18 protein-coding genes and 2 riboswitches are annotated in these 22884 nt (G+C 57.7%); of the genes, 9 read left to right on the top strand and 9 right to left on the bottom strand.

Going from position 1 to position 22884, the window contains the following annotated elements; translation table 11 throughout:
- Positions 1-11 precede the first annotated feature (11 nt).
- Positions 12-1310, top strand: coding sequence for a hypothetical protein (locus RGU44_RS07370; protein ID WP_322179179.1), 1299 nt, complete (start codon positions 12-14; stop codon positions 1308-1310).
- A gap of 70 nt (positions 1311-1380) precedes the next feature.
- On the opposite strand, the gene RGU44_RS07375 is transcribed toward RGU44_RS07370, so the two are convergent.
- Positions 1381-2706 carry a sigma-54 dependent transcriptional regulator gene (locus RGU44_RS07375; RefSeq protein WP_322179178.1) on the bottom strand — a complete coding sequence of 442 codons (1326 nt, stop codon included), beginning with the start codon at positions 2704-2706 and terminating at the stop codon, positions 1381-1383.
- A gap of 380 nt (positions 2707-3086) precedes the next feature.
- Here RGU44_RS07375 and RGU44_RS07380 point away from each other — a divergent pair, with 380 nt between their 5' ends.
- On the top strand, positions 3087-3353 hold the full coding sequence (locus RGU44_RS07380) for a hypothetical protein (protein WP_322179177.1): 267 nt from the start codon (positions 3087-3089) through the stop codon (positions 3351-3353).
- Positions 3354-3404: 51 nt separating this feature from the next.
- On the opposite strand, the gene RGU44_RS07385 is transcribed toward RGU44_RS07380, so the two are convergent.
- From RGU44_RS07385 to cobW, 4 genes are all read right to left on the bottom strand, one after another.
- Entirely contained in the window at positions 3405-3971 is a 567-nt protein-coding gene (locus RGU44_RS07385) for a vWA domain-containing protein (protein ID WP_322217787.1), read from the bottom strand.
- A gap of 101 nt (positions 3972-4072) precedes the next feature.
- The gene (locus tag RGU44_RS07390; protein WP_322216482.1) at positions 4073-5116 is read right to left on the bottom strand and encodes an ATP-binding protein; all 1044 of its coding nucleotides are present in this window, start codon (positions 5114-5116) and stop codon (positions 4073-4075) included.
- A gap of 19 nt (positions 5117-5135) precedes the next feature.
- Positions 5136-8900, bottom strand: a complete 3765-nt coding sequence (gene cobN / locus RGU44_RS07395; RefSeq protein WP_322216484.1) for a cobaltochelatase subunit CobN — start codon at positions 8898-8900, stop codon at positions 5136-5138.
- Between the two features lie 3 nt (positions 8901-8903).
- Positions 8904-9968: a cobalamin biosynthesis protein CobW gene (cobW, locus tag RGU44_RS07400; protein WP_322217788.1), complete on the bottom strand. Its 1065-nt coding sequence runs from the start codon at positions 9966-9968 to the stop codon at positions 8904-8906.
- Positions 9969-10065: 97 nt separating this feature from the next.
- Positions 10066-10279: riboswitch (cobalamin riboswitch) on the bottom strand.
- 75 nt (positions 10280-10354) lie between these two features.
- Positions 10355-10576: riboswitch (cobalamin riboswitch) on the top strand.
- Between the two features lie 94 nt (positions 10577-10670).
- Here cobW and RGU44_RS07405 point away from each other — a divergent pair.
- The 5 genes from RGU44_RS07405 (at position 10671) to RGU44_RS07425 (ending at position 13135) form a co-directional block, all read left to right on the top strand.
- The gene (locus RGU44_RS07405; RefSeq protein ID WP_219059772.1) at positions 10671-10856 is read left to right on the top strand and encodes a CbtB domain-containing protein; all 186 of its coding nucleotides are present in this window, start codon (positions 10671-10673) and stop codon (positions 10854-10856) included.
- Positions 10857-10867: 11 nt separating this feature from the next.
- The gene (locus RGU44_RS07410; RefSeq protein WP_322179163.1) at positions 10868-11587 is read left to right on the top strand and encodes a CbtA family protein; all 720 of its coding nucleotides are present in this window, start codon (positions 10868-10870) and stop codon (positions 11585-11587) included.
- The gene (locus RGU44_RS07415) at positions 11584-12009 is read left to right on the top strand and encodes a cobalamin biosynthesis protein (protein ID WP_322179162.1); all 426 of its coding nucleotides are present in this window, start codon (positions 11584-11586) and stop codon (positions 12007-12009) included. Before RGU44_RS07410 ends, RGU44_RS07415 begins: the two co-directional genes overlap by 4 nt.
- A gap of 53 nt (positions 12010-12062) precedes the next feature.
- On the top strand, positions 12063-12809 hold the full coding sequence (cobM, locus tag RGU44_RS07420) for a precorrin-4 C(11)-methyltransferase (protein WP_322216486.1): 747 nt from the start codon (positions 12063-12065) through the stop codon (positions 12807-12809).
- A gap of 77 nt (positions 12810-12886) precedes the next feature.
- Positions 12887-13135: a DUF1272 domain-containing protein gene (locus RGU44_RS07425; protein ID WP_322179160.1), complete on the top strand. Its 249-nt coding sequence runs from the start codon at positions 12887-12889 to the stop codon at positions 13133-13135.
- 85 nt (positions 13136-13220) lie between these two features.
- Here the strand turns inward: RGU44_RS07425 and nfuA are convergent, their stop codons facing one another.
- From nfuA to RGU44_RS07440, 3 genes are all read right to left on the bottom strand, one after another.
- Complete coding sequence (gene nfuA / locus RGU44_RS07430; protein WP_322179159.1) at positions 13221-13814, bottom strand: Fe-S biogenesis protein NfuA; 594 nt, start codon at positions 13812-13814, stop codon at positions 13221-13223.
- Positions 13815-13872: 58 nt separating this feature from the next.
- A complete protein-coding gene (locus RGU44_RS07435) occupies positions 13873-14907 on the bottom strand; it encodes an acyltransferase (protein WP_322216488.1) in 1035 nt (344 codons plus the stop codon).
- 213 nt (positions 14908-15120) lie between these two features.
- Positions 15121-17424, bottom strand: coding sequence for a fatty acid cis/trans isomerase (locus tag RGU44_RS07440; protein WP_322216489.1), 2304 nt, complete (start codon positions 17422-17424; stop codon positions 15121-15123).
- Positions 17425-17576: 152 nt separating this feature from the next.
- Here RGU44_RS07440 and metH point away from each other — a divergent pair, with 152 nt between their 5' ends.
- Both metH and RGU44_RS07450 read left to right on the top strand, forming a co-directional pair.
- Positions 17577-21284 carry a methionine synthase gene (gene metH / locus RGU44_RS07445; protein WP_322179156.1) on the top strand — a complete coding sequence of 1236 codons (3708 nt, stop codon included), beginning with the start codon at positions 17577-17579 and terminating at the stop codon, positions 21282-21284.
- Positions 21285-21435: 151 nt separating this feature from the next.
- Positions 21436-21654, top strand: coding sequence for a DUF2970 domain-containing protein (locus RGU44_RS07450; protein ID WP_219059781.1), 219 nt, complete (start codon positions 21436-21438; stop codon positions 21652-21654).
- 4 nt (positions 21655-21658) lie between these two features.
- Here the strand turns inward: RGU44_RS07450 and RGU44_RS07455 are convergent, their stop codons facing one another.
- A complete protein-coding gene (locus RGU44_RS07455) occupies positions 21659-22744 on the bottom strand; it encodes an ABC transporter substrate-binding protein (RefSeq protein WP_322216493.1) in 1086 nt (361 codons plus the stop codon).
- Positions 22745-22884 lie beyond the last annotated feature (140 nt).

Raw genomic sequence — 22884 nt, forward strand, 5'->3', positions numbered from 1 at the left:
TGGCTACTCTTATGTATCGTTCGTTCTCGTTTCGCGCGGTTGTTTGTTTGAGTGCGCTGTTGCCCGCGACATTTACCCAGGCAGCAGACACTGATGTCGAGACATTGAAGCAAGAACTTCTTGAGTTGAAACAACGCTACGATGTGCAACAAAAGGCACTGATGGTGCTTGAACAGCGGGTCCGCCAAGTTGAAGATCAGCCAGCGACGCCTCAGCCCAAACGACTGGTGCGCTCGCCGGCGACCCCTGCAAATCCTGCAAATAAGGGCAGCGGTGTTGCCGTTGCCAGCAGCGATGGCCGTGCGACGGGGACAGGCAGCTCTTACGGTCAGGCACTTAAAGATGACTCGCAACCGGCACAAAGCGTGAGCAACCTGTACGACGAAGCCAGCGGTTTTTTTGGTGGGGGTAAGTTCAGCCTGGAAACCGGCATAACCTATGCCCACTACGACACTAATCAACTGATCCTTAATGGTTTTCTGGCACTGGATTCGATTTTTCTGGGCAATATCGGTATCGACAAGATCAAGGCCGACAACTGGACCCTGGACTTGACCGGACGCTACAACTTCGACCAGCGTTGGCAAGTCGATCTCAACGTACCCGTTATTTACCGGGATACCACCTACTCTTCATCCGGTGCTGGCAACTCGACAAGTCAGATATCCGAAGTCAGCGAAAAACGTGATCCGACCTTGGGTGATATCAACGCCGGGATCGCCTATAAGTTTCTTGATGAAACCGCCGACACGCCGGATGCGATCTTTACCCTGCGTCTAAAGGCGCCTACCGGCAAAGAGCCCTATGGCATCAAGTTGCATACGTCCAGTCAGAACGACAACCTCTCGACACCTGAAAGTCTACCAACCGGCAATGGCGTATGGTCATTGACACCGGGCCTCTCTCTGATCAAAACCATCGACCCTGCGGTCCTGTTCGGCAGCATCGCTTATACCTACAACATGGAAGAGTCATTCGGCGATATCAGCCCCACTCAAGGCACTAAGGTCCCAGGCAACGTCAAACTGGGCGATACGTTCCAAGTGGGGGCCGGTATTGCCTTCGCCCTGAACGAGAAAATGAGCATGTCGTTTTCGGTGTCTGATCTCATCGCGATGAAAAGCAAGATCCAACAGCAAGGCCAGGGATGGCAAACAGTCAGCAACAGTGATGCCAATGCGGGGTACTTCAACATTGGCATGACCATGGCTGTATCAGACAAACTGACCATCGTGCCCAATCTTTCCATTGGCCTGACCAACGATGCGCCGAACTTTACCTTCAGCCTGAAATTCCCGTACTACTTCTGATCCCTTTGTCCGCCGCCTCAACTAAAAAACCCGCGATGATCGCGGGTTTTTTAGGAGGGAGTTGAACACATCAGCGAATCTGATGTTTGTGCAGCAATCTGTAAAAAGTCGGCCGCGACACACCCAATACTTTGGCGGCAACACTCAGGTTATCGCTGTGACGAGTCAACACATCACACAATGCCTGACGCTCCGCACGGGACTTATAATCATCAAGGGTGCCCATGGCGGCAGTGACCTCCTGGTTGCCGACCAGCCCCAGGTCGGCGGCCTCGATTTGTCGCCCCTCGGCCAATACCAAGCCACGCCGTACCCGATTAGCCAACTCGCGAACGTTACCGGGCCAGTCATGCTTGCCCATCGCGACCAGCGCATCCTGACTGAAACTACGTGGGCGACGGCCGGTTTCCTGACTGTAGACGTGGGCGAAATGATTGGCCAACATCGCCAGATCTCCGTACCGCTCACGCAAAGGTGCGGTGACCACTTGCAAGACATTCAGGCGGTAATACAGATCTTCACGAAACCGCCCTTGGCGAATAGCCGCTTCAAGGTCGACGTGGGTGGCGGCCAACACACGAACGTCAACTGCGATCGGATCACGCCCGCCGACTCTCTCGATATGTTTTTCTTGGAGAAACCGCAGCAAATTGGCCTGTAATTCCAGTGGAAGATCGCCGATCTCATCAAGGAACAGAGTCCCGCCGTTGGCGGCTTCGATTCGTCCGATCTTGCGCTGATGGGCGCCCGTAAAAGCGCCTTTCTCATGGCCGAACAGCTCGGACTGAATCAAATGTTCAGGAATGGCGCCGCAGTTGATCGCAACGAACGGCTTGCCTTTGCGTTGGGACTGCTGGTGCAAGGTCCGGGCTACCAGTTCTTTGCCGGTGCCACTCTCCCCCCGAATCAGAACTGGAGACTCGGTCGGCGCCAGCTTGCTCAATAACTTGCGTAATTCACGAATCGGGCGGCTTTCGCCCAACAGCTCATGTTCAGGCTCATGGACATGGGCCGCTCCCTGCCCGCGAAGTCTCGCCATGCCATACGCGCGGCCAAGGGTTACTTGCACCCTTGAAACATCGAACGGCAGGGTATGGAAGTCGAAAAACCACTCACAAACAAAATCACCCACCTTTTGCAGACGTAACTCATCGGGGCTGAGCACCGCAATCCATTCAGTATTGCTGCGGCTGATCAACTCCTTGACTGCTTCAGGGTGTTCAACGTGGTAAGGCATCAGACGGATCAAGCCGACGTCGCAGGTTTGCTCTGCGGCTAACTCGAGGGTGCTGCTGTGCACGTCCCAGCCAGCCTCACGGAGTGCGGGAATCAAACGATGGCAATCATCGCAAGGGTCGACGACCAATAGGCGACGTAGTGGAGCCGATTCATGCATAGAGGTTCCTTGGCGCCAATATTTAGAAATCGTTTTATAAACAGTAAGTTGGCAAAGCTGGCTGTTACATTAGCAAAAATTTGACACACGCTTGTACCGTTTAACTATAAGCGCCATTCCAAAAAGAACTAAAAAAATCAGGTGGTTCATTCAATTATTCAGTCTACTAATTATGCGCACTGACTTTGCTCCACACAGTCGTCGGCGATGCGCGGCAGGCCGCAAGCGGCAAGGGGTACCGTTGGTAGGGAATTATTAAATTATCGACAGACTATTGTGACTTATCTGACCTCTTGCATCATCAGTACAAGTAACCAGCCGAACGGTAAGCCCACCCCTCGGCGGCGATTGAATTTATTTGGGCACGGAGAGAAACGCTCATGAACACCCCACTGCGCTTTAACGAAGCTCTTTTGATCGCGGGTCATGCCTTCGAACCCTTTCAATGCGTCGCTTGGGCACCGCAAGACGGTAACGGCGAGCTGAGCCTGACCGTCATCGACCGCACCAATACCCGAATCGGGCGCAAACAGATCCCAAGCAGCACCTATAGTGACCCTGTTCAACTGGAAAGTCTGCTGGAGCAAGCCCGGGCAGAAATCAGTCAGGAAGGCTACCGCCTGATGCCCTGGACCATGCCAGAGTGAATTGAAGTAACTCGTCTCTGAAAGCACTGCAGAGCAGTGCTTTCAGAGCTTTCAGCGAACCCGAGTTAACGATTCAATATGACAATACTCAGCCCCTAATGCTGAGGCCAGTTGCACCGCGCGCCCCAGGCGAATCGGCCCCTGCTCTATGTCTATCAGCAGGCTCGGGCAACTCAGCTCAGGCACAACCGGCAGAGCCTTGATGCGGCCATCTGTCAACAGCAACAGGCGTTGCTGTTCGGTCGGGTGCTGTTTTTGACGCAAAGTGAGCCAGTGTGCAGCTTGTTCCAGTGCGTCGAGCAGCGGCGTGCCACCCCCCGCGCCCAGTGCGTTAAGCCAGGGCAGTAGTGCGGCGGATGCTTTGAGGCCTTGATGTTGCCAGTGCGGGGCATTGCCGCTGGCGGTGAGCAATGCCAAGCGGACGCGGCGACGGTAAGCATCATCGAACAGCTGACTCAACAGACCTTTGGCCTGACTCAAGGCCTGATAGCGCCGGGTCGAGGCGGATGCATCGACAATGACCAGCCATAGCGCCTGAGGACGACTGCTACGCGGCTTTCGAATCAGGTCTTTGCGCCGTTTAGGGCGTCCGCGCAACAGGGTCGGCAACCAATCGATGGCGCCACCGGACCCGTCGCGGGCCGCACCGGTTCTGCCGCCACTGAGTCTTCCTGGCTGAGGCGTGGCATCCGCCCCCGGTGTCGAATGAGGGCGGATGCCTACGGCTTTTTTGGCCAGCTCGGCACTTCTCGGCGCATACCGACAGGCATCGCCTGCGCGGGCATCTCGCCCCAACTGCCCTGCCCGCCTTCCAGACTCTCACTCTGCTCGTCAGGCGGGGTATTGCCAGGCGTTGCTTGCGGCGGGGTCGGCGGAGCCTCGGCAGGCGGTGGAGCTTTTGCAGATGGCGAGCCGGTGCTACGGCGATGACGCAGGGCAAACTCAGCGACCGCATCGATATCCTCAACCATGATCTGCCGGGCACCGCGCCAGGCTGCATGAGCGCGTGCCGCACGTAGCCAGACCAAATCCGCACGCAACCCGTCCACACCCGCGGCAAAACAGCGCTCGGTAATCTGCCCAAGTGCCTGATCGTCCAGAGGGACTGTCGGCAGTAGCGCGCGCGCCTGTTCGCAACGCTGTTTCAAGGCGTTCTGTTGATCCGCCCACTGCTCACAGAACGCAACAGGATCGGCATCGAAATCCAGTCGTCGGCGAATGATTTTTCCACGCTCGGCCGGGACCGTAGGGCCACTCAACACCACGTTCAAACCGAAGCGATCCAGCAATTGGGGGCGCAGCTCTCCCTCTTCCGGGTTCATCGTCCCAATCAGGACAAACCGCGCCGGATGACGATGGGAGATGCCATCGCGCTCGACAATGTTGGTCCCGCTGGCCGCGACATCCAGCAGCAAATCGACCAGATGGTCGGCCAGCAGATTGACCTCGTCGACATACAGCACCCCGTCATTCGCTTTAGCCAACACACCTGGCGAGAACTGCGCCCGGCCTTCTCCGAGGACCGCATCCAGGTCCAGCGTGCCCACCAGGCGCTCCTCTGTCGCGCCCAGCGGCAACGTGACAAATTGCCCGCTGGCCAGCAAATCGGCCAAACCTCGCGCAAGCGTTGACTTGGCCATGCCGCGCGGGCCTTCGATCAGGATGCCACCAATCCTGGGGTCGATAGCTGTCAAACACAGCGCCAGTTTCAGCTCTTCGGCACCGACCACCGCAGCCAATGGGAAATGCGGGATATCGTTCATGCTCGTCTCTCGAAAATCATCAGTGTTCTTCTATATCCAGCAGCAGGTTTTCCAGCGCCTGGCGGTACTCACCCGGCGCCTCCCATAACCCACGCTGCTGAGCTTCCAGCATGCGCTCGGTGATATCGCGTAACGCATCAGGGTTGTGCTGCTCAATGAATGCACGGGTCGAAGGGTCCAACAAATAGGCATCGGCCAGCAATGCGTACTGGTGATCATCAATCAAATGCGTGGTGGCGTCGAAAGCAAACAGAAAGTCCACCGTCGCGGCCATCTCGAACGCGCCTTTATAGCCGTGGCGCTTGACCCCTTCAATCCACTTTGGATTGGCCGCGCGCGCACGCACGACCCGGTTCAACTCCTCTTTCAGGGTGCGGATTTTTGGTAAGTCCGGCTGACTGTGGTCGCCATGGTAGCTGGCGGCTTTATGTCCGCTGAGGCTTTCCACGGCGGCGAGCATGCCACCTTGAAACTGGTAATAGTCGTTGGAGTCGAGCAGGTCATGCTCGCGATTGTCCTGGTTCTGCAGCACGGCTTGTACGTGGGACAATCGCTGAGCAAAACGCTCGCGCGCTGGCGTGCCTTCATCAGCGCCCCCATACGCGTAACCGCCCCAGTTCAGGTAGACCTCGGCCAGATCTTCGCGACTTTGCCATAAGCGCCCGTCGATAGCGCCTTGCACGCCGGCACCATAAGCACCCGGCTTGGCGCCGAAAATGCGCCAACCAGCCTGTCGTGCGGCATCGTCGGCACTCAAACCGTTGCTCTCAAACGCCTGGCGTTCTTCGCGCACCTTGGCCGCCAGTGGATTGAGTTCATCCGGCTCATCAAGGGCGGCGACCGCTTGAACCGCAGCATCGAACAGGCGGATCAGGTTGGCGAATGCGTCGCGAAAAAAGCCGGAGACGCGCAATGTCACGTCCACCCGAGGCCGGTCGAGCAGGCTCAGAGGCAGGATTTCAAAGTCGTCGACCCGCTGGCTGCCCGTGGCCCAGACTGGACGGACCCCCATCAGGGCCATGGCCTGGGCAATATCGTCACCGCCGGTGCGCATGGTCGCTGTACCCCAGACGGACAGACCCAGCTGACGCAGGTGATCGCCGTGATCCTGCAAGTGCCGCTCCAGCAGCAGGTTCGCCGATTGAAAACCGATACGCCACGCGGTCGTGGTTGGCAGATTACGCACGTCCACGGAAAAGAAATTACGCCCGGTAGGCAGCACATCCAGGCGCCCACGGCTGGGGGAACCGCTGGGCCCTGCCGGAACGAATAGACCGCTCAACGCGTCCAGTAGACCCTGCATTTCCGCAGGACCGCAGGCATCCAGCCGTGGCGCAACAACTTCGCTTAAATTATAAAGAATAAGTGCCAAGTCATTGTTTTTAGTCAACTCACTGATAGGATTTAGCATCAACACCTGCTCGATCAGCCACGCTGCATACAACTCCAGCCGCTCACGCGTATCACCCGCCGTGCGCCAGGGTTCGGCGCTGATATCCAACAGTGACGCAGGGCGAGGCCCACTCCAGGGCTCTGACAGCACGCAGTCCAGAGGGTCGAAGTTCAGTTCGAAAGCTTTGCTCAGGGCGCGCAACAGGCTCGATTGCGCGCCACGGCCATCACCGCGAGGGATCCGGAGCAACGCGAGCAAGGTGTCGATGCGCAGACGCCCGCTGGGCGATTCGCCGAAGATATGCAGGCCATCGCGAATCTGCGATTCCTTCAGATCACACAGGTAAGTGTCCAGACGTGGCAACCAGAGGGCAGCATCCGCATCGGCGTTGAGCGCCTCGTCCAGTTGCAGTTCACGATCGATCCGGGTTTCACGCACCAGCTTGAGGATGTCTCGTTGCAGTTCGCCTGCACGGCGTGGATCGAGCAGTTGAGCTTCGTAATATTCATCGGCGAGCACTTCCAGATCACGCAGCGGACCGTAGGTTTCGGCCCGGGTCAGTGGCGGCATCAAGTGATCAATGATCACTGCCTGGGTCCGGCGCTTGGCCTGAGCGCCCTCACCAGGGTCGTTGACGATGAACGGATAGATGTTCGGCATCGCACCCAACACGGCGTCCGGCCAGCAATTTTGCGACAGGCCGACACCTTTGCCCGGCAGCCATTCGAGATTGCCGTGTTTGCCCACGTGCACCACGGCATGCGCGCCGTAGACTTTGCGCAACCAGAAGTAGAACGCCAAATAACCATGGGGCGGCACCAGGTCGGGGTCGTGATAGACCGCGCTGGCGTCTACTTGGTAACCCCGCGCGGGCTGAATACCCACAAACGTCAGGCCAAAACGCAGCCCCGCGACCATCATTCGGCCTGCGCGAAACATCGGGTCGCCCTGCGGCGCGCCCCAGCGGGCGGTCACTGCCTCGCGATTGGCAACAGGCAAGTCATTGAACGCAGCCTGATACTCGTCCAGCCCCATGCTTTGCTGACACGGGCGCAGATCAATGCTGTCCAGATCATTGGTCACTCCACCGAGCAACGCATGGATCAAGGCCGTGCCACTTTCAGGCAACGGCGCCAGCGGATAACCCTCGGTTTGCAACGCGCGCAAAATATTCAGCGCGGCTGCTGGCGTGTCCAAACCAACGCCATTACCGATCCGACCGTCGCGGGTGGGGTAATTGGCCAGAATCAACGCGACGCGCTTGTGTTGATTGGGCAGACGCGCCAAATCAATCCAGCGTCGCGCCAGTTCGGCAACAAAATCCATGCGCTCGGGCTGGGCGCGATAACACACCACATCGGATTGGCTGCGCTCGCTGTGCCAGGCCAGATCCTTGAAACTGATCGGCCGGCTGATGATCCGCCCATCCAGCTCGGGCAACGCGATATGCATCGCCAGGTCCCGTGGACCCAGTCCTTGCTCGCTGGCGGACCACGCGGGTTCATTGTCCTGGGCGCAGATGGCCTGGATCACCGGAACATTGCGCCGAAACGGTCGCACATGGGGGGCTTCAGGGCTGGATTGAGCGAAGCCGGTGGTATTCAGGATGAGCGCGGCACCGACCTCATCAAGCAGGTCTTCCACCACCGTCAGGCAGCCCGGTTCTTTCAGGCTGGCGACCGCGATGGGTAAAGGATTCAAACCCTGTGCCTGCAAACGGGCGCAGAACACGTCGACAAAGCCGGTGTTGGCCGCTTGCAGATGGGACCGATAGAACAACAACGCCACGACGGGCTGAGCAGTATGCCAATCGGCCTGCCAGTCACTCAGCTTGGCATTGGCCTTGTGCGGATGGTAGATCGCGGTACGTGGCAAAGCTTGAGGTTCTGCCCAAGGATAATCGCGGCCCAGCCAACAGTTTGCCAAACAACGATACAGCTCAAGCGCGTTGTGCATACCGCCCTGGCGAAGGAAATGCCAGAGCCGCTCGCCTTCTTCCGCGGCAACAGTGCTCAAGCCGCTCAGCTCCGGGTCCGGACGATCATCGCCCGGCACCAGAATAAGCTGCACCCCCTGTCCCGCAAGCTCCACCAGACGCTCGACGCCATAACGCCAATACCCAATGCCGCCATGCAGGGAAATCAGGATGACCTTGGCATGCCGTAGAACTTGATCGACGTACATGTCCACTGACGCGTGATTTTGCACTTGCATCGGGTTGGCCAGACGCAGACTGGGGTAATCCTCAGGCAACTGTTGCGCCGCCTCGGCGAGCAACGCCAAATGTGAATCGCCGCTGCAGAGAATCACAAGCTCGGCCGGGGTTTGCCCCAGATCAGCGATGCTGTCGTCAGGTACAAAGCCGCCAGGTTGGGTTCTCAGTAAATGCATAAGTCAGCCGGCAACCGCTGCGTGCAGTTGGGCTTCGAGAACGCCGGCGTCGAGTTCCTGACCAATCAACACCAGATGGGTCGCACGTTCTTCCTCGGTACGCCAGGCACGGTCGAAATGCTTGTCGAAGCGCGTCCCGACGCCTTGAATCAGCAAGCGCATCGGTTTGCCCGGAATCGCCGCGAAACCCTTGACCCGCAAAATACCGTGCTGCACCACCAGTTGCGTCAAGGCGTCCAGCAACAGGCTTTCGTCGGCCTGCGGCAATTTGATCGAGATCGAATCGAACGCATCATGATCATGGTCGTCATGGTCATCGCCTTCGTGATGATCATGGTGGGTGCGGCGGCTATCGATATGCACCTCCGACTCGGCGCCCAGCCCCAGCAACACGCTGATGGGCAAACGACCGCTGCTGGCTTCGATCACTTTGACCGCGGGTGGCAGTTCTTCGGAGACTTCAGCGCGGACGGTCGCCAAGCCTGCCGCATCAAGCATGTCGGCTTTGTTGAGGATGACCAGGTCCGCGCTCGCCAGTTGATCGGCGAACAACTCGTGCAGTGGCGACTCATGGTCAAGGTTCGGGTCGAGTTTGCGCTGTGCGTCGACTTGATCCGGGAATGCAGCGAAAGTGCCTGCCAACACCGCAGGGCTGTCGACCACGGTAATCACCGCATCGACCGTGCAGGCGTTACGAATTTCTGGCCACTGAAACGCTTGAACCAAAGGTTTTGGCAATGCCAGGCCAGAGGTTTCAATCAGGATGTGATCCAGGTCGCCGCGACGGGCAACCAATTCGCGCATGACCGGGAAGAACTCTTCCTGAACCGTGCAGCACAGGCAACCGTTGGCCAACTCATACACACGACCGCTGGCTTCTTCTTCGGTGCAGCCAATGGTGCATTGCTTGAGAATGTCGCCATCGATGCCCAGTTCGCCGAATTCGTTGACGATCACCGCGATGCGCCGACCTTCCGCGTTGTCGAGGATGTGCCGCAGCAACGTGGTTTTGCCCGACCCGAGGAAACCGGTAACGATAGTAACGGGAAGTTTGGCCAGTGATTTCATCGGATGCCCTTTGGCAAAGCGGCGGGCAAACAGGACGATAACCACGTAGCACATGCACGCAGATCAATTCGCCACCGGATCACCCCGCCCGGTTGTAGTGAGAATCTTGTTCCGAGGCAGGTCTCCTGGCTGACGGTGGCGTGTTGACGGCCTATAAAAAGCGTCCGACACGCGTTCATAGCGCCTTCCCACACGCGTGCAGTGGCAGTGCAATGAACATGACCGTTTACAGTTGCGGGGGCAGCCGCGGCTTGAACCGCGTTCCCTTTTAGCTCCGCGCATACCGGAGCACCTCGAACGAGCAAGGCTACGCAGTGGCTGCGGACAGGTCAATCACCGACTAAGCCGCAGATGCTCTGGATTGACTCCTGTGCGTGCTCATGTTTTCCTACGGCCTTGTTTCGGGTGCCCTTCACAGGGTGAAACGGGAAACCGGTGCGCTTCATGCCAACAGGCATAAGCAAGTCCGGCGCTGCCCCCGCAACGGTAAGCGAGTGAAGAATCAGATCCACTGTGCCAGCAGTCCGGCATGGGAAGGTGATTCTTGATGGTCAGGCTGCACGGACCCCTCGCAAGCCCGGAGACCGGCCCGACAAATCATCTGACAAACCCGCGGTGGGCGGGCGCTGTTGAACCTCTACTGACGCCTGTCAGTGGGGTTTTCATGCGCTTGCCTACTTGCCGACACTTGAGGGAAGCGCCATGTCGATCAGCACTATCAGCCACTCAGCTACAACCACCTCCACTCAGACCCGACGCCTGACGGCTGCCGTCAGCGCCCTCCTGCTGGGTGCCTTTCTGGTCTACTTCGCCGGCTTCTCGCATATCAATGCCGTCCACAACGCGGCGCACGACACCCGCCACAGCTCTGCCTTCCCTTGCCATTGAGACCTGCCGCCATGTTCAAGCGTATCGCTCAAACGGCCGGGTTCACGGGTCTGTTCGCCGCACTGTTGTTGACGCTGCTGCAAAGCGTCTGGGTTGCGCCGCTGATTCTGCAAGCGGAGTCCTATGAGAAAGCACCGACAGAGCAGGCCCATGAACACGCTGAAGGCGTTGGCGCAGGCCATGTTCACGACGCCGAGGCATGGGAACCTCAAGACGGCTGGCAACGTGTCTTGTCCACCACCGGAGGCAACCTGGTGGTCGCAGTCGGTTTTGCATTGATGCTGGCGGGGCTTTACACCCTACGTGCGCCGGGCCGTACGTCTCAGGGGATACTGTGGGGGCTGGCCGGGTTTGCCGTGTTCGTTCTCGCGCCGACCCTGGGCCTGCCACCTGAGCTGCCGGGGACTGCGGCGGCTGATCTGGTTCAGCGACAAATCTGGTGGGTGAGCACAGCGGCATCTACTGCCGTCGCCTTGGCACTGATCGTGTTCAGCAAACATTGGTTGCTGAAGGTGCTGGGTGTAGCGATCCTGCTGGTGCCACACGTGATGGGTGCACCGCAACCAGACGTGCATGAGAGCCTGGCCCCTGAAGCTCTGGAAGCTCAGTTCAAGATCGCCTCGCTGCTGACCAATGCCCTGTTCTGGATCGCCTTGGGTCTGATCAGTGCTTGGCTGTTCCGCCGCAATAATCATGAAGTGAACGCCCAACACGTCAATCACGGCGCATGACCCGGCAGCACTCGGTGCCGACCCTGGCGGTCGGCCTCGGCTGCCAGCGCGGTTGCCCTGCAAGCCGACTGCTGGAACTGATTGAACAGGCTTTGCAGGGTCATGGGCTGAAAATTGAAGCCATCACTGCCCTCGCCTCCATTGACCTGAAACGTTCTGAGCCGGGTTTGCTGGCGTTGGCAGAGCGTCTGGGTCTGCCACTGGTGTTTTTCAGTGCAGCAGAGTTGAGCTGTTTCGACGCGCGACTCAGTCATCGTTCTGCCATCGCGTTCGCCCACACCGGTTGCTACGGCGTGGCCGAAAGCAGTGCATTGGCGCTGTTACAGCGCCTTGGTGGACGTCATGGCGAATTACTGATCACCCGGCAGAAAAACCAGCAAGCGACATTTGCCTTGGCCGGTGACGTACTCAATCGTCGATAATCTGTCCGTTTTCACTCCCACTCAAAAGCCTAAGGCTGGATTCTGGAGCACCCATGACCGTTTTTTTTATCGGCGCAGGCCCCGGTGACCCGGAACTGATCACGGTCAAAGGCCAGCGCCTGATCCGCAGTTGCCCGGTGATTATCTACGCCGGCTCACTGGTACCGACCGCTGTCCTTGAAGGGCATCAGGCGGTACAGGTGATCAATAGCGCCGAGTTACACCTGGAGCAGATCATCGCCGCGATGAAATCCGCTCATGAACAAGGCTTCGATGTCGCTCGGGTGCACTCCGGCGATCCCAGTCTGTATGGCGCGATTGGCGAGCAGATTCGTTACCTGCGCGAACTGGATATCCCCTTCGAAATCATCCCCGGCGTTACCGCCACCGCTGCCTGCGCCGCACTGTTGGGCACCGAACTGACGCTGCCGGATATCTCTCAGAGTGTGATCCTGACCCGCTATGCCGATAAAACCTCCATGCCTGCGGGCGAGGAGCTGGCAAGCCTGGCGCAGCATCGGGCGACCATGGCGATTCATCTAGGGGTCAAGAACCTGGCAAAAATTGTCGCCGAACTGACCCCGCACTACGGCGCTGATTGCCCGATTGCCGTGGTCCATCGCGCCAGTTGGCCGGATCAGGATTGGGTACTCGGAACGCTCGCCGACATCCAGGAGAAAGTTCGCGCCAAAGGGTTTCGCCGCACGGCATTGATTCTGGTAGGCAGGGTATTGGCCAATGACCAGTTCGCCGAATCGTCGCTCTATCGGGCCGGACATGCGCATCTATACCGGCCCTGATTGCCAAGAGCCCGCAGTGTTTGGCATTGTTGCCGAAGCTTTCCTTCCCCCGAACACCTGCGAACGAGGTCACCTCTATGCTTGAACTTCGCCCGAGCTGTGAATGCTGCGACCGCAACCTGCCTGGCGACAGTCTGGACGCGTTGATTTGCTCGTTTGAATGCACCTTCTGCAGCGATTGCGCGCACGACCGTCTGGGCGGTCGCTGTCCCAATTGCTCCGGGCAACTTCTGCCACGTCCGGCACGCACCGGGGCTGCACTGCTGAAAAATCCGGCTTCAAGCCAGCGCGTGTTCAACCCTGCTGGTTGCGCCAAGGCTGGCTAAACCAGGCACTGGCAGAACCAAAAAAAATGCCTCGAACCAGTCGAGGCATTTTTTGCAGCTGTTTTATCGCGTAGAGGCGCCCGACTTAGTAGTAGGCGTTTTCTTTTTGCGTATGGTCAGTGACGTCCCGCACACCGTTAAGCTCAGGAATACGCTCAAGCAGAGTGCGCTCGATCCCTTCTCTCAAGGTCACGTCAGCCTGACCGCAGCCCTGGCAACCGCCACCGAACTTCAGCACCGCGATATTTTCGTTGTTCTCTTCAATCACATCAATCAGCGAAACCTGGCCGCCATGGCTGGCCAGCCCCGGATTGATCTCGGTTTGCAGGTAATAATTGATGCGTTCGTTGATCGGGCTGTCGGCATTGACCATCGGTACTTTGGCGTTTGGCGCCTTGATGGTCAGTTGGCCGCCCATTCGGTCGGTGGCGTAATCGACAACCGCATCATCCAGAAACGCTTCGCTGAAGGAGTCGATCCAGGCAGTGAAGCTTTTCAGGCCAATGGCCTTGTCTTCCGGTTTCTCTTCGCCCGGCTTGCAATAAGCAATGCAGGTCTCAGCGTATTGGGTGCCAGGCTGGGTAATAAACACGCGGATGCCGATGCCCTGAGTGTTCTGCTTTTCAAGCAAATCGGCCAGATAGTCGTGGGCGGCATCGGTAATAGTAATAGCGGTCATGAAAATTCCTCGCAGACGTGGGCGCAGTTTACGCCAATCATTCGCGCCGCACAAAGTCCTAGTAATTATGTCGGGAAAGAGCGACCGCCTCGCCCACCGCTCTTCGCTTATCCAGCCAGCCTTTGAGGCGCAGATAAAGTCCTTTTTCGATAAATTCGTAACTGCCCCAGGCTCCGACGGCAATCAACGGTACACACACGGCAAACACCGCATACGGATTGAGCCCATAGCGTTCAGACGCCAGCCATCCGCCATAGAGAACCAATACGTGGAGTAAGTACACCGAGTAGGAACAGTCGCCCAGTACCTTGAATAATCGATTGCCCTGGAAGTACGGTTCCAGTGAGATACAGGCGACGACAATCAACGCGCTGGGCAGCCCCCAGTTCATAAACCGTTGTGAGGGTGGCAGGTGGTAAATAGTGACGAAGGCCCCGGCAATCGCCAGCAGCGGCAGCCATAGCCGTGGAGTGATCCAGCCCCGGCTGTAGATAATACCGATGCCGATGCCGAGCAGAAACTCGTACACAATGTCGTTGCGGTAGAAATGGCTGATCCAGCCGTAACGGGTCAACACCTCACTCACCGCGAACAATGCGGCCGCGACAACCAGTGGCCGATGACGTTGATGGACCAGGAACACCAGTGAGAATAATAGATAGAAGAACATTTCATAATTCAGCGTCCAACCCACGTTCAACGTAGGGTACATGCCATAACCGCCGGGGTTTTCAGAAGGGATGAATAACAGGGAAAGAATAAAGTTCTGCCAACTGATCACTTGATGCGGCAATAGCGGACTGGCGACTACCAACAGCAGCCCCATGGCGGCCGTGTAGACCCAATATGCCGGGACGATACGGATGATCCGATTGACCATGAAGCGTCCAGCTGGCATGTCTTTGTTTTGCGTGGACAGATAGATCACCAGCCCACTGATCACGAAGAAAATATCGACCCCTACCGCCCCCCTGTCGACGAAGAACTGCCCTACGGGGCCTTTGGCATGAAAATCAAAGAAAATCTGCATAAAGTGGTGACACACAACTACCCACGCGGCGAGTGCCCGCAAGGCTTGAACCGAAATCAACATCCGCAACTCACCTGTTTTCAAATCAACATCAAGGACCCCGAATAGACTGCTACTTCAGGTCGTCTCGATACGTCGGACCGCGACAAGGGCCAAAAGGTTGCGCGGGATTGATGACTGGTAGATGGCTGCGGGCCATGTTTGTCAAGGCGTTCAGCTCAATACGAGCGTGTCAACGGCTTCGCAGGCTTACCTGCGAAGCCGTTTAAAGAACGGCTACAGATTCTCGTAACGGTTCATGTCCAGCATGCCCGCCTCAACCGGCTCGGTCTCCTGGATATAGCGTGTCAGGTCATGAAAATAGAACCAGAACTGAGGATTGCTCCGGCGAATGCCCCAGCGCTGAACGATTTTTTCGAACGCATCAGCGTCCCGCGCCTGCTCCATGGCGCGGACAAACGCGGGCACCTGCACAGCAGGAATATTGAACATAAAGTTCGGGTAGCTGCTCAGCACGCCGGGATAGATAGTCAAGGTGTCCAGCCCCGGTTGATAGCGGGATTCCTCACCCAGCATAAAGGCGACGTTACTGTGTGCACGGTTGCGCAGCAGGCTGTAGAGCTCGCGCTTACCATCGCTGGCCTGGATTCGGAGCATGCTTGCTTCCGGTAACTGGGCGATCACCTGCAAACCCGCCGCCGGGCGAGACGTCAGGCGACTCAGAGCCTGTTCGGCGTAGCGCAATTCGGGCACCAGGGTTTGCCGGGCACAGTACGCGCCACTGCAGCGGTTGATCGGGTCCGGCCGGCCATTCAAGTCGCCGTAGCGCACCAGCAACTGAAGGGCGAAATCACGTTTGGGGTCTTTTTCATTGAGCTTAAGACCGCTTGGCGCGTCGTCGTCGATGCCCTGATAGTCCAGCCACATTTTCACTTTGCCGCCTTCCTGGTACCAGTCGCTCAAGATCTCATCGCGCGAGTCAGCGGGCATCAGCCGCAGAAAGTTCTGCTCGGCACCGTTGCGGATCAGGTCGAAATACAACCGAGTCTGCGCTTGATGCGCAACGTTGCCGAATACGTCGAAATTGACCGCAAGCTGGTAATAGGTTCGCTCAAGGATGGGGAAGTCGAACAGCCACATCGTCTGCGGGATTTCGCCGATCAACCCTTTATTGACGGAGGCGCTGTCGTAGTGACGAAAAATCGACAACAAGGCGTTGTCGTTACCGGCCCACAACGTCGACCAACTGGGGGCTGGCGCCTGAGCATAGGTTTTGCTGCGTAGTGCTTCGTACTCATTGCGCTTGTCGCGATAGGAGTGCCACAGAGTCAAAACGCTGCCAACGTCGTCGATCTGGCCGGGCATCGACAACAGGGGCGTAGCCTTGTCACGATAAGCCGCATCCGTGAGGTACAGATCATGTGCCGGGTCCTGAAAAAGAGCCCAGAAATTATCGCGAATGACATCACTGGCGATATTCCCACGGCAGACCGGACCACGGATAAAGGTGCGCACGAAGTACTCGGCGTTGTCGAGCATGAACTGATAAAGCGCTTGGGCAGGAATCGCCTGAAACGTGTCGAACGGATTGGCGCGGTGCCGTGGGCCGTAGCCAGGCGAAGCGCTGACAGTCCAGTCACCGCTGTAGAACAGCTCTTTGACCCGCGCCATTTTGCCTGGGCTCATCGGGTATGTGATGTGGGTCTTGTGCACGATCACCCCTTGTACTGGCCACAAGCGGTAATACACGTCGGAGCCCGGATCATCGTTGGGTCGTCGTGTATTGATCAGGTCGATGGGCTGACCGCTGGGCGTGCGCGAACGAACCCACTGAAAGAAATGCCCAGGCTCGCCGCCTTCAAAATAAATGTGTGCCAGAAACAGATGCTCGTATAACCACCGCGCCACTAACCCTTCCTTGGCGCCGCGGGCATTGAGCATGTCTTCCCACTGAGTGATTTGCAGCGTCTCGCTGGCGCTCGGGGCCAGCGCCTGTTGATCAATCGGCGCACCCGCCGCCAACCAGCGCCGCAAGGTTTGATACTGCGGTTCGGTCAGGCCGGTCACTGCCAGCGGCATGCCTTCCTTGGGATGGTTGCCGGCATAGGTATCGAACTCAGCCGGCATTGGGCATTGATTATCTCGGTCCATCCCCAGAACGATCTCGGCCGGAACTTTGGCATTGGGCGTCAGTGGCGTTTTATGGCCGAGCTCGAGCATCCGCGCCATCAGTGCAGCCTGACTGCCTTGCGCATCAAACACCGAATAGAAGCCTTTATGCTGCCAGGCCGTGACGCTATGGGCATCGTAATACAGTCGGGTAGGCGCCTCGGCTTCGCTACGCCTGCCGTTATACACCTGAACTTTCGACGCGCCCCGCAGAGCTCCTTCGGCACTGCCCAGGTTGAGCTGGCATGCGGCGTCATAACAGGCATGGCAGGCGACACACTTCTCGGTAAAGATCGGCTGCACGTCTCGGGTGTAGGAAATAGACGAGGAAGGGTTCGACCCTGAATCTTGCGCACGTACCCCACTGCACAGGAGCAGCAAAAAGAGGCTTGCGAGTACCCGATATGGCATGTCCAGTGTCCCGACCATTAAAACGCGGTGATTCTACAGTGGCTTACTCCCTACAACATGAGCGATATTCATGAGAATGCCCTCCTCTCACTAAAAGCGCGCAGGTTTGCTATTATCTCGGACCTTCTGTATTGGCCTTTCCAGGTAGTCCTATGTCCGACCGCAGCGCTCGCCTCCACGCTCTCCAGCAAGCCCTCAAAGAGCGCATTCTGATTCTCGATGGTGGCATGGGCACAATGATCCAGAGCTACCGACTGGAGGAAGAGGACTACCGTGGCAAACGCTTCGCCGACTGGCCAAGTGATGTCAAAGGCAATAACGACCTGCTGATTCTCAGTCGTCCGGACGTGATTGGGGCCATCGAAAAGGCCTATCTGGATGCTGGCGCTGACATTCTCGAAACCAACACCTTCAACGCCACCCAGGTTTCCCAGGCCGATTACGGTATGGAAGCGTTGGTCTATGAGTTGAACGTAGAAGGTGCTCGCCTCGCCCGCAAGGTCGCTGACGCTAAAACCCTGGAAACGCCCAACAAGCCGCGCTTCGTTGCTGGCGTTCTAGGCCCGACCAGCCGCACCTGCTCGTTGTCGCCAGACGTGAACAACCCCGGTTACCGCAACGTGACCTTCGATCAGTTGGTGGAAAACTACACCGAAGCCACCCACGGCTTGATCGAAGGCGGCGCCGATCTGATCCTGATCGAGACGATCTTCGACACCCTCAATGCCAAGGCCGCGATTTTCGCCGTGCAGGGCGTGTTCGAAGAAGTCGGCTTTGAATTGCCGATCATGATCTCCGGGACCATCACCGATGCCTCGGGCCGCACCTTGTCCGGACAAACCACTGAAGCGTTCTGGAACTCGGTCAGCCACGCCAAACCTATTTCGGTGGGTTTGAACTGCGCGCTGGGCGCCAGCGATTTGCGTCCCTACCTGGAAGAACTGTCGAACAAAGCCGGCACTTACATTTCGGCGCACCCGAACGCCGGTTTACCGAACGCCTTCGGTGAATACGACGAAGAGCCAGCACAGACAGCGGCAATCATCGAAGAGTTCGCCCAGAGCGGCTTTCTCAATATCGTCGGTGGCTGCTGTGGGACCACACCTGCGCACATCAAGGCCATCGCCAATGCGGTAAGCAAGTACCCGCCGCGGGCTATTCCGGACATCCCTAAAGCCTGTCGCCTATCCGGCCTGGAACCGTTCACCATTGATCGCAGTTCGTTGTTCATCAACGTCGGCGAGCGCACCAACATCACCGGTTCTGCGCGTTTTGCCCGGCTGATCCGTGAGGACAACTACACCGAAGCGCTTGAAGTCGCCTTGCAGCAGGTCGAAGCCGGCGCTCAGGTGATCGACATCAACATGGACGAGGGCATGCTCGATTCGAAGAAGGCCATGGTAACCTTCCTCAATCTGATTGCCGGCGAACCGGACATTTCCCGCGTTCCGATCATGATCGACTCCTCCAAATGGGAGGTGATCGAAGCCGGCCTCAAGTGCATTCAGGGCAAGGGCATCGTCAACTCCATCAGCATGAAGGAAGGCGTGGAGCAGTTCATCCATCACGCCAAACTGTGCAAACGCTATGGCGCCGCCGTGGTGGTGATGGCGTTTGATGAAGACGGCCAGGCCGACACCGAGAAGCGCAAGAGAGAAATCTGCAAGCGCTCCTACGACATCCTGGTCAACGATGTCGGCTTCCCGCCTGAAGACATCATTTTTGACCCGAACATTTTCGCCATTGCCACGGGCATCGAAGAGCACAACAACTACGCCGTCGATTTCATCAACGCCTGTGCCTATATTCGCGACAACCTGCCCCATGCCCTGACCTCTGGTGGCGTGTCCAACGTATCCTTCTCGTTCCGTGGCAACAATCCGGTACGCGAGGCGATTCACTCGGTGTTCTTGCTGTATGCGATCCGCAACGGTTTGAGCATGGGGATCGTCAACGCCGGGCAATTGGAGATCTACGACCAAATACCGACCGAATTGCGCGATTGTGTGGAAGACGTCGTCCTCAACCGCACGCCAAACGGTACCGACGCCCTGCTGGCCATCGCCGACAAGTACAAGGGTGACGGCAGCGTCAAAGAAGCCGAAACCGAAGAGTGGCGTGGCTGGGAAGTCAACAAGCGCCTGGAACACGCGCTGGTCAAAGGCATCACCACCCATATCGTCGAAGACACCGAAGAGTCTCGGCAGTCGTTCAAGCGCCCGATCGAAGTGATCGAAGGGCCGTTGATGTCCGGCATGAACATCGTCGGCGACCTGTTCGGCTCAGGAAAAATGTTCCTGCCACAGGTGGTTAAATCCGCGCGAGTGATGAAACAGGCCGTGGCCCACTTGATCCCGTTCATCGAACTGGAAAAAGGCGACAAACCCGAAGCCAAGGGCAAAATTCTCATGGCCACGGTCAAGGGCGACGTGCATGACATCGGCAAGAACATTGTCGGCGTGGTTCTGGGCTGCAACGGCTATGACATCGTCGACTTGGGCGTGATGGTGCCGGCAGAGAAGATCCTGCAGGTGGCCAAGGAACAGAAGTGCGACATCATCGGCCTGTCTGGACTGATTACACCGTCACTCGATGAAATGGTGCATGTCGCCCGGGAAATGCAGCGTCAGGGCTTTACCCTGCCGCTGATGATCGGCGGCGCGACCACGTCCAAAGCCCATACCGCGGTGAAGATCGAACCCAAGTACAGCAACGACGCGGTGATCTACGTCACCGATGCATCCCGCGCCGTTGGCGTGGCCACGCAATTGCTGTCGAAGGAATTGAAGCCGGCGTTTATCGAGAAAACCCGGCTCGAGTACATCGAGGTACGTGAGCGCACCGCTGCCCGCAGTTCCCGCACCGAGCGCCTGAGTTACGCCGCTGCCGTGGCCAAGAAGCCGAAGTTCGACTGGGCCGATTACCAACCGGTCAAACCTACGTTCACCGGCGTGAAGGTCCTGGAAAATATCGACCTTAATGTGCTGGCCGAGTACATCGACTGGACCCCATTCTTCATCTCCTGGGACCTGGCCGGCAAATACCCGCGCATTCTCACCGATGAAGTGGTTGGCGAAGCCGCGACCTCGCTGTTTGCCGATGCTCAGGACATCCTGCGCAAACTGATCGACGAAAAACTGATCAGCGCTCGCGCAGTGTTTGGCTTCTGGCCTGCCAATCAGGTCGACAACGATGACCTGGAGCTTTACGGCAACGACGGCAAACCGCTGGCCAAGCTGCATCACCTGCGTCAACAGATCATCAAGACCGACGGCAAACCGAATTTCTCCCTGGCTGACTTTGTCGCACCCAAGGACAGCGGCGTCACCGATTACGTCGGCGGTTTCATCACCACTGCGGGCATCGGTGCCGAAGAAGTGTCCAAGGCTTATCAAGACAAAGGCGACGACTACAACGCAATCATGGTCAAAGCCCTGGCCGACCGTCTTGCCGAAGCCTGCGCCGAGTGGCTGCACCAACAGGTGCGGAAAAACTACTGGGGTTATGCCAAGGACGAACAACTGGCCAACGAAGACCTGATCAAGGAGCAGTACATCGGTATCCGCCCTGCACCGGGTTATCCGGCCTGCCCGGATCACACCGAAAAAGGCACCTTGTTCGACCTGCTGGACCGCACCGAGGAGGGTCAGTCAGGCCTGAGCGGTGTCACCTTGACCGAAAGCTATGCAATGTTTCCTGCGGCGTCGGTGAGTGGCTGGTACTTCGCTCATCCACAGGCGCAATATTTTGCCGTGGGTAAAGTCGACAAGGATCAGGTAGAAAGCTACACGGCGCGCAAAGGTCAGGAGCTGAGCGTTTCTGAGCGCTGGCTGGCGCCAAACCTGGGATACGACGACTAAGACAGCGCGTTCAGGAGGCAGCCCGACCATGGGTTGCTTCCTTTTTCAGTAGGCGCTGCCACCCATCAAAGTGACCCGCGCAGGGCATATCCCTCTGACTTGACTATGCTTAGTGAGTTTTCTTTACGTTGATGTGAATTCACGAGGGTGTATGGACGACTCTTCAAACAATAAGCCGCCTACTTTCTGGCAGATGGTGCAGAGCGTTGTAGCGGCGGCATTTGGTGTACAGAGCGGGAAAAACCGGGCTCGGGATTTTACCCACGGCAAACCCAGTCACTTCGTCATACTGGGCGTGCTGTTCACGGCGATCTTCGCCCTGACCTTGTTTGGCATTGTCCAGTTGGTATTGCACTTCGCCGTGGGTTGACCCTTCAGTACAGTATGCTTTTCAGGGAAAAACGGTACGCACCCGGCTTAGGGTTCCCCGTCATGCTGAATGTGCGGAAATCGACGCCATAGTCGTCTTGGCGGCCAGCCTGCAGCAGGCGCCTGGCATCCTGCTGGCCAAGAAGCTGCAACACGCTTAATTGACGCGCCCCCAGGTACTGGCGATCCTGTTCCCTGGTTGCGTCATAGTCGTGCAGCAACACCATGGCCCACCCACCCAACGTGAAGTGCCCACCCGCCAGAACGCTCAAACTTCCGTCCAGACGCGCCTGCAAGGCCGCTGTCGAAGAGTTCAAGGCACTAAACAGCACATCCTTGCCCGGCTCTCCGCCCCGTTCACGCAATGCAGCCATGGCGCCAAACGCCATTTCATCATTGGCAGACCATACCAGGCTTGTTTTCGGGTAGCGCTGAAACAACTGTCGGGCCTGTTCCTGCGCTCGCTCTCGTTCCCAACCGCTGTACACGAGTTGACGCAAATGCACTTCCGGGTGCTCACCCAGAGCGCGTCGCAGACCCTGCTCGCGAAGCTGAGCGACGGGTGTTGTTGCTGCTCCAGAGAACGCCAGCATGTCGATGCTATGACCAGCGGCAACCTTCGGGTGCAGGCGAATCAGCTCCTTGGCCATCAAGTAACCGCCCTCCTCATCATTCCCTACCAAACTACCGATCAAATTCGGAAAGCGAGTGCGGACGTCGCCGAGCATGTTGATCTGATCAGGGGTGAGGGTATTGTTGACGGCAAACAGCTTGACGCCGCTGCCTTGGGATAGACGAAGAATTTCCGGGGCGGCATACAATTCATTGACGAACACCAGGTAATCGGGCCGGTCAGGGCCCAACAATGCTTCGCGCGCCTGGATCAGCGTTTTATGAGGGTCCCGTTCCGAGTAACGCACCTGCAGCGTCATGCCCAAGTCGTTGGCCGCCGCCGCCATGAACTTTGAATAACTGACCCAAAACGTTTCCGTCGACAGGCCCGGATTCAGAAAAACCACCGTCGCTGCTTCGGTCGCAGTCATCCACACGCTGCTCAATACCAGCAACGCGCTACAAAAAAGTTTAAACATTCTCATGCTGGCCTGAAAAATAGGCACGCAGTATAACTGCCTAAGTGCAGACCTCTGGATACCGTTTAACGCATTGTCCGACCGTCACGTCGGACAGGCGCAGGTTGCTTGCGTTATTGGTGGCTCACCCAGAATACGGC

Origin of the sequence: Pseudomonas sp. 5C2 (assembly GCF_034314155.1) — a bacterium.
Lineage (GTDB): Bacteria > Pseudomonadota > Gammaproteobacteria > Pseudomonadales > Pseudomonadaceae > Aquipseudomonas.

Coding starts and splice junctions, on each gene's coding strand:
- RGU44_RS07370 (WP_322179179.1), top strand. CDS start 12: ATGTATCGTTCGTTCTCGTTTCGCGCGGTTGTTTGTTTGAGTGCGCTG.
- RGU44_RS07375 (WP_322179178.1), bottom strand. CDS start 2,706: ATGCATGAATCGGCTCCACTACGTCGCCTATTGGTCGTCGACCCTTGC.
- RGU44_RS07380 (WP_322179177.1), top strand. CDS start 3,087: ATGAACACCCCACTGCGCTTTAACGAAGCTCTTTTGATCGCGGGTCAT.
- RGU44_RS07390 (WP_322216482.1), bottom strand. CDS start 5,116: ATGAACGATATCCCGCATTTCCCATTGGCTGCGGTGGTCGGTGCCGAA.
- cobN (WP_322216484.1), bottom strand. CDS start 8,900: ATGCATTTACTGAGAACCCAACCTGGCGGCTTTGTACCTGACGACAGC.
- cobW (WP_322217788.1), bottom strand. CDS start 9,968: ATGAAATCACTGGCCAAACTTCCCGTTACTATCGTTACCGGTTTCCTC.
- RGU44_RS07405 (WP_219059772.1), top strand. CDS start 10,671: ATGTCGATCAGCACTATCAGCCACTCAGCTACAACCACCTCCACTCAG.
- RGU44_RS07410 (WP_322179163.1), top strand. CDS start 10,868: ATGTTCAAGCGTATCGCTCAAACGGCCGGGTTCACGGGTCTGTTCGCC.
- RGU44_RS07415 (WP_322179162.1), top strand. CDS start 11,584: ATGACCCGGCAGCACTCGGTGCCGACCCTGGCGGTCGGCCTCGGCTGC.
- cobM (WP_322216486.1), top strand. CDS start 12,063: ATGACCGTTTTTTTTATCGGCGCAGGCCCCGGTGACCCGGAACTGATC.
- RGU44_RS07425 (WP_322179160.1), top strand. CDS start 12,887: ATGCTTGAACTTCGCCCGAGCTGTGAATGCTGCGACCGCAACCTGCCT.
- nfuA (WP_322179159.1), bottom strand. CDS start 13,814: ATGACCGCTATTACTATTACCGATGCCGCCCACGACTATCTGGCCGAT.
- RGU44_RS07435 (WP_322216488.1), bottom strand. CDS start 14,907: ATGTTGATTTCGGTTCAAGCCTTGCGGGCACTCGCCGCGTGGGTAGTT.
- RGU44_RS07440 (WP_322216489.1), bottom strand. CDS start 17,424: ATGCCATATCGGGTACTCGCAAGCCTCTTTTTGCTGCTCCTGTGCAGT.
- metH (WP_322179156.1), top strand. CDS start 17,577: ATGTCCGACCGCAGCGCTCGCCTCCACGCTCTCCAGCAAGCCCTCAAA.
- RGU44_RS07450 (WP_219059781.1), top strand. CDS start 21,436: ATGGACGACTCTTCAAACAATAAGCCGCCTACTTTCTGGCAGATGGTG.
- RGU44_RS07455 (WP_322216493.1), bottom strand. CDS start 22,744: ATGTTTAAACTTTTTTGTAGCGCGTTGCTGGTATTGAGCAGCGTGTGG.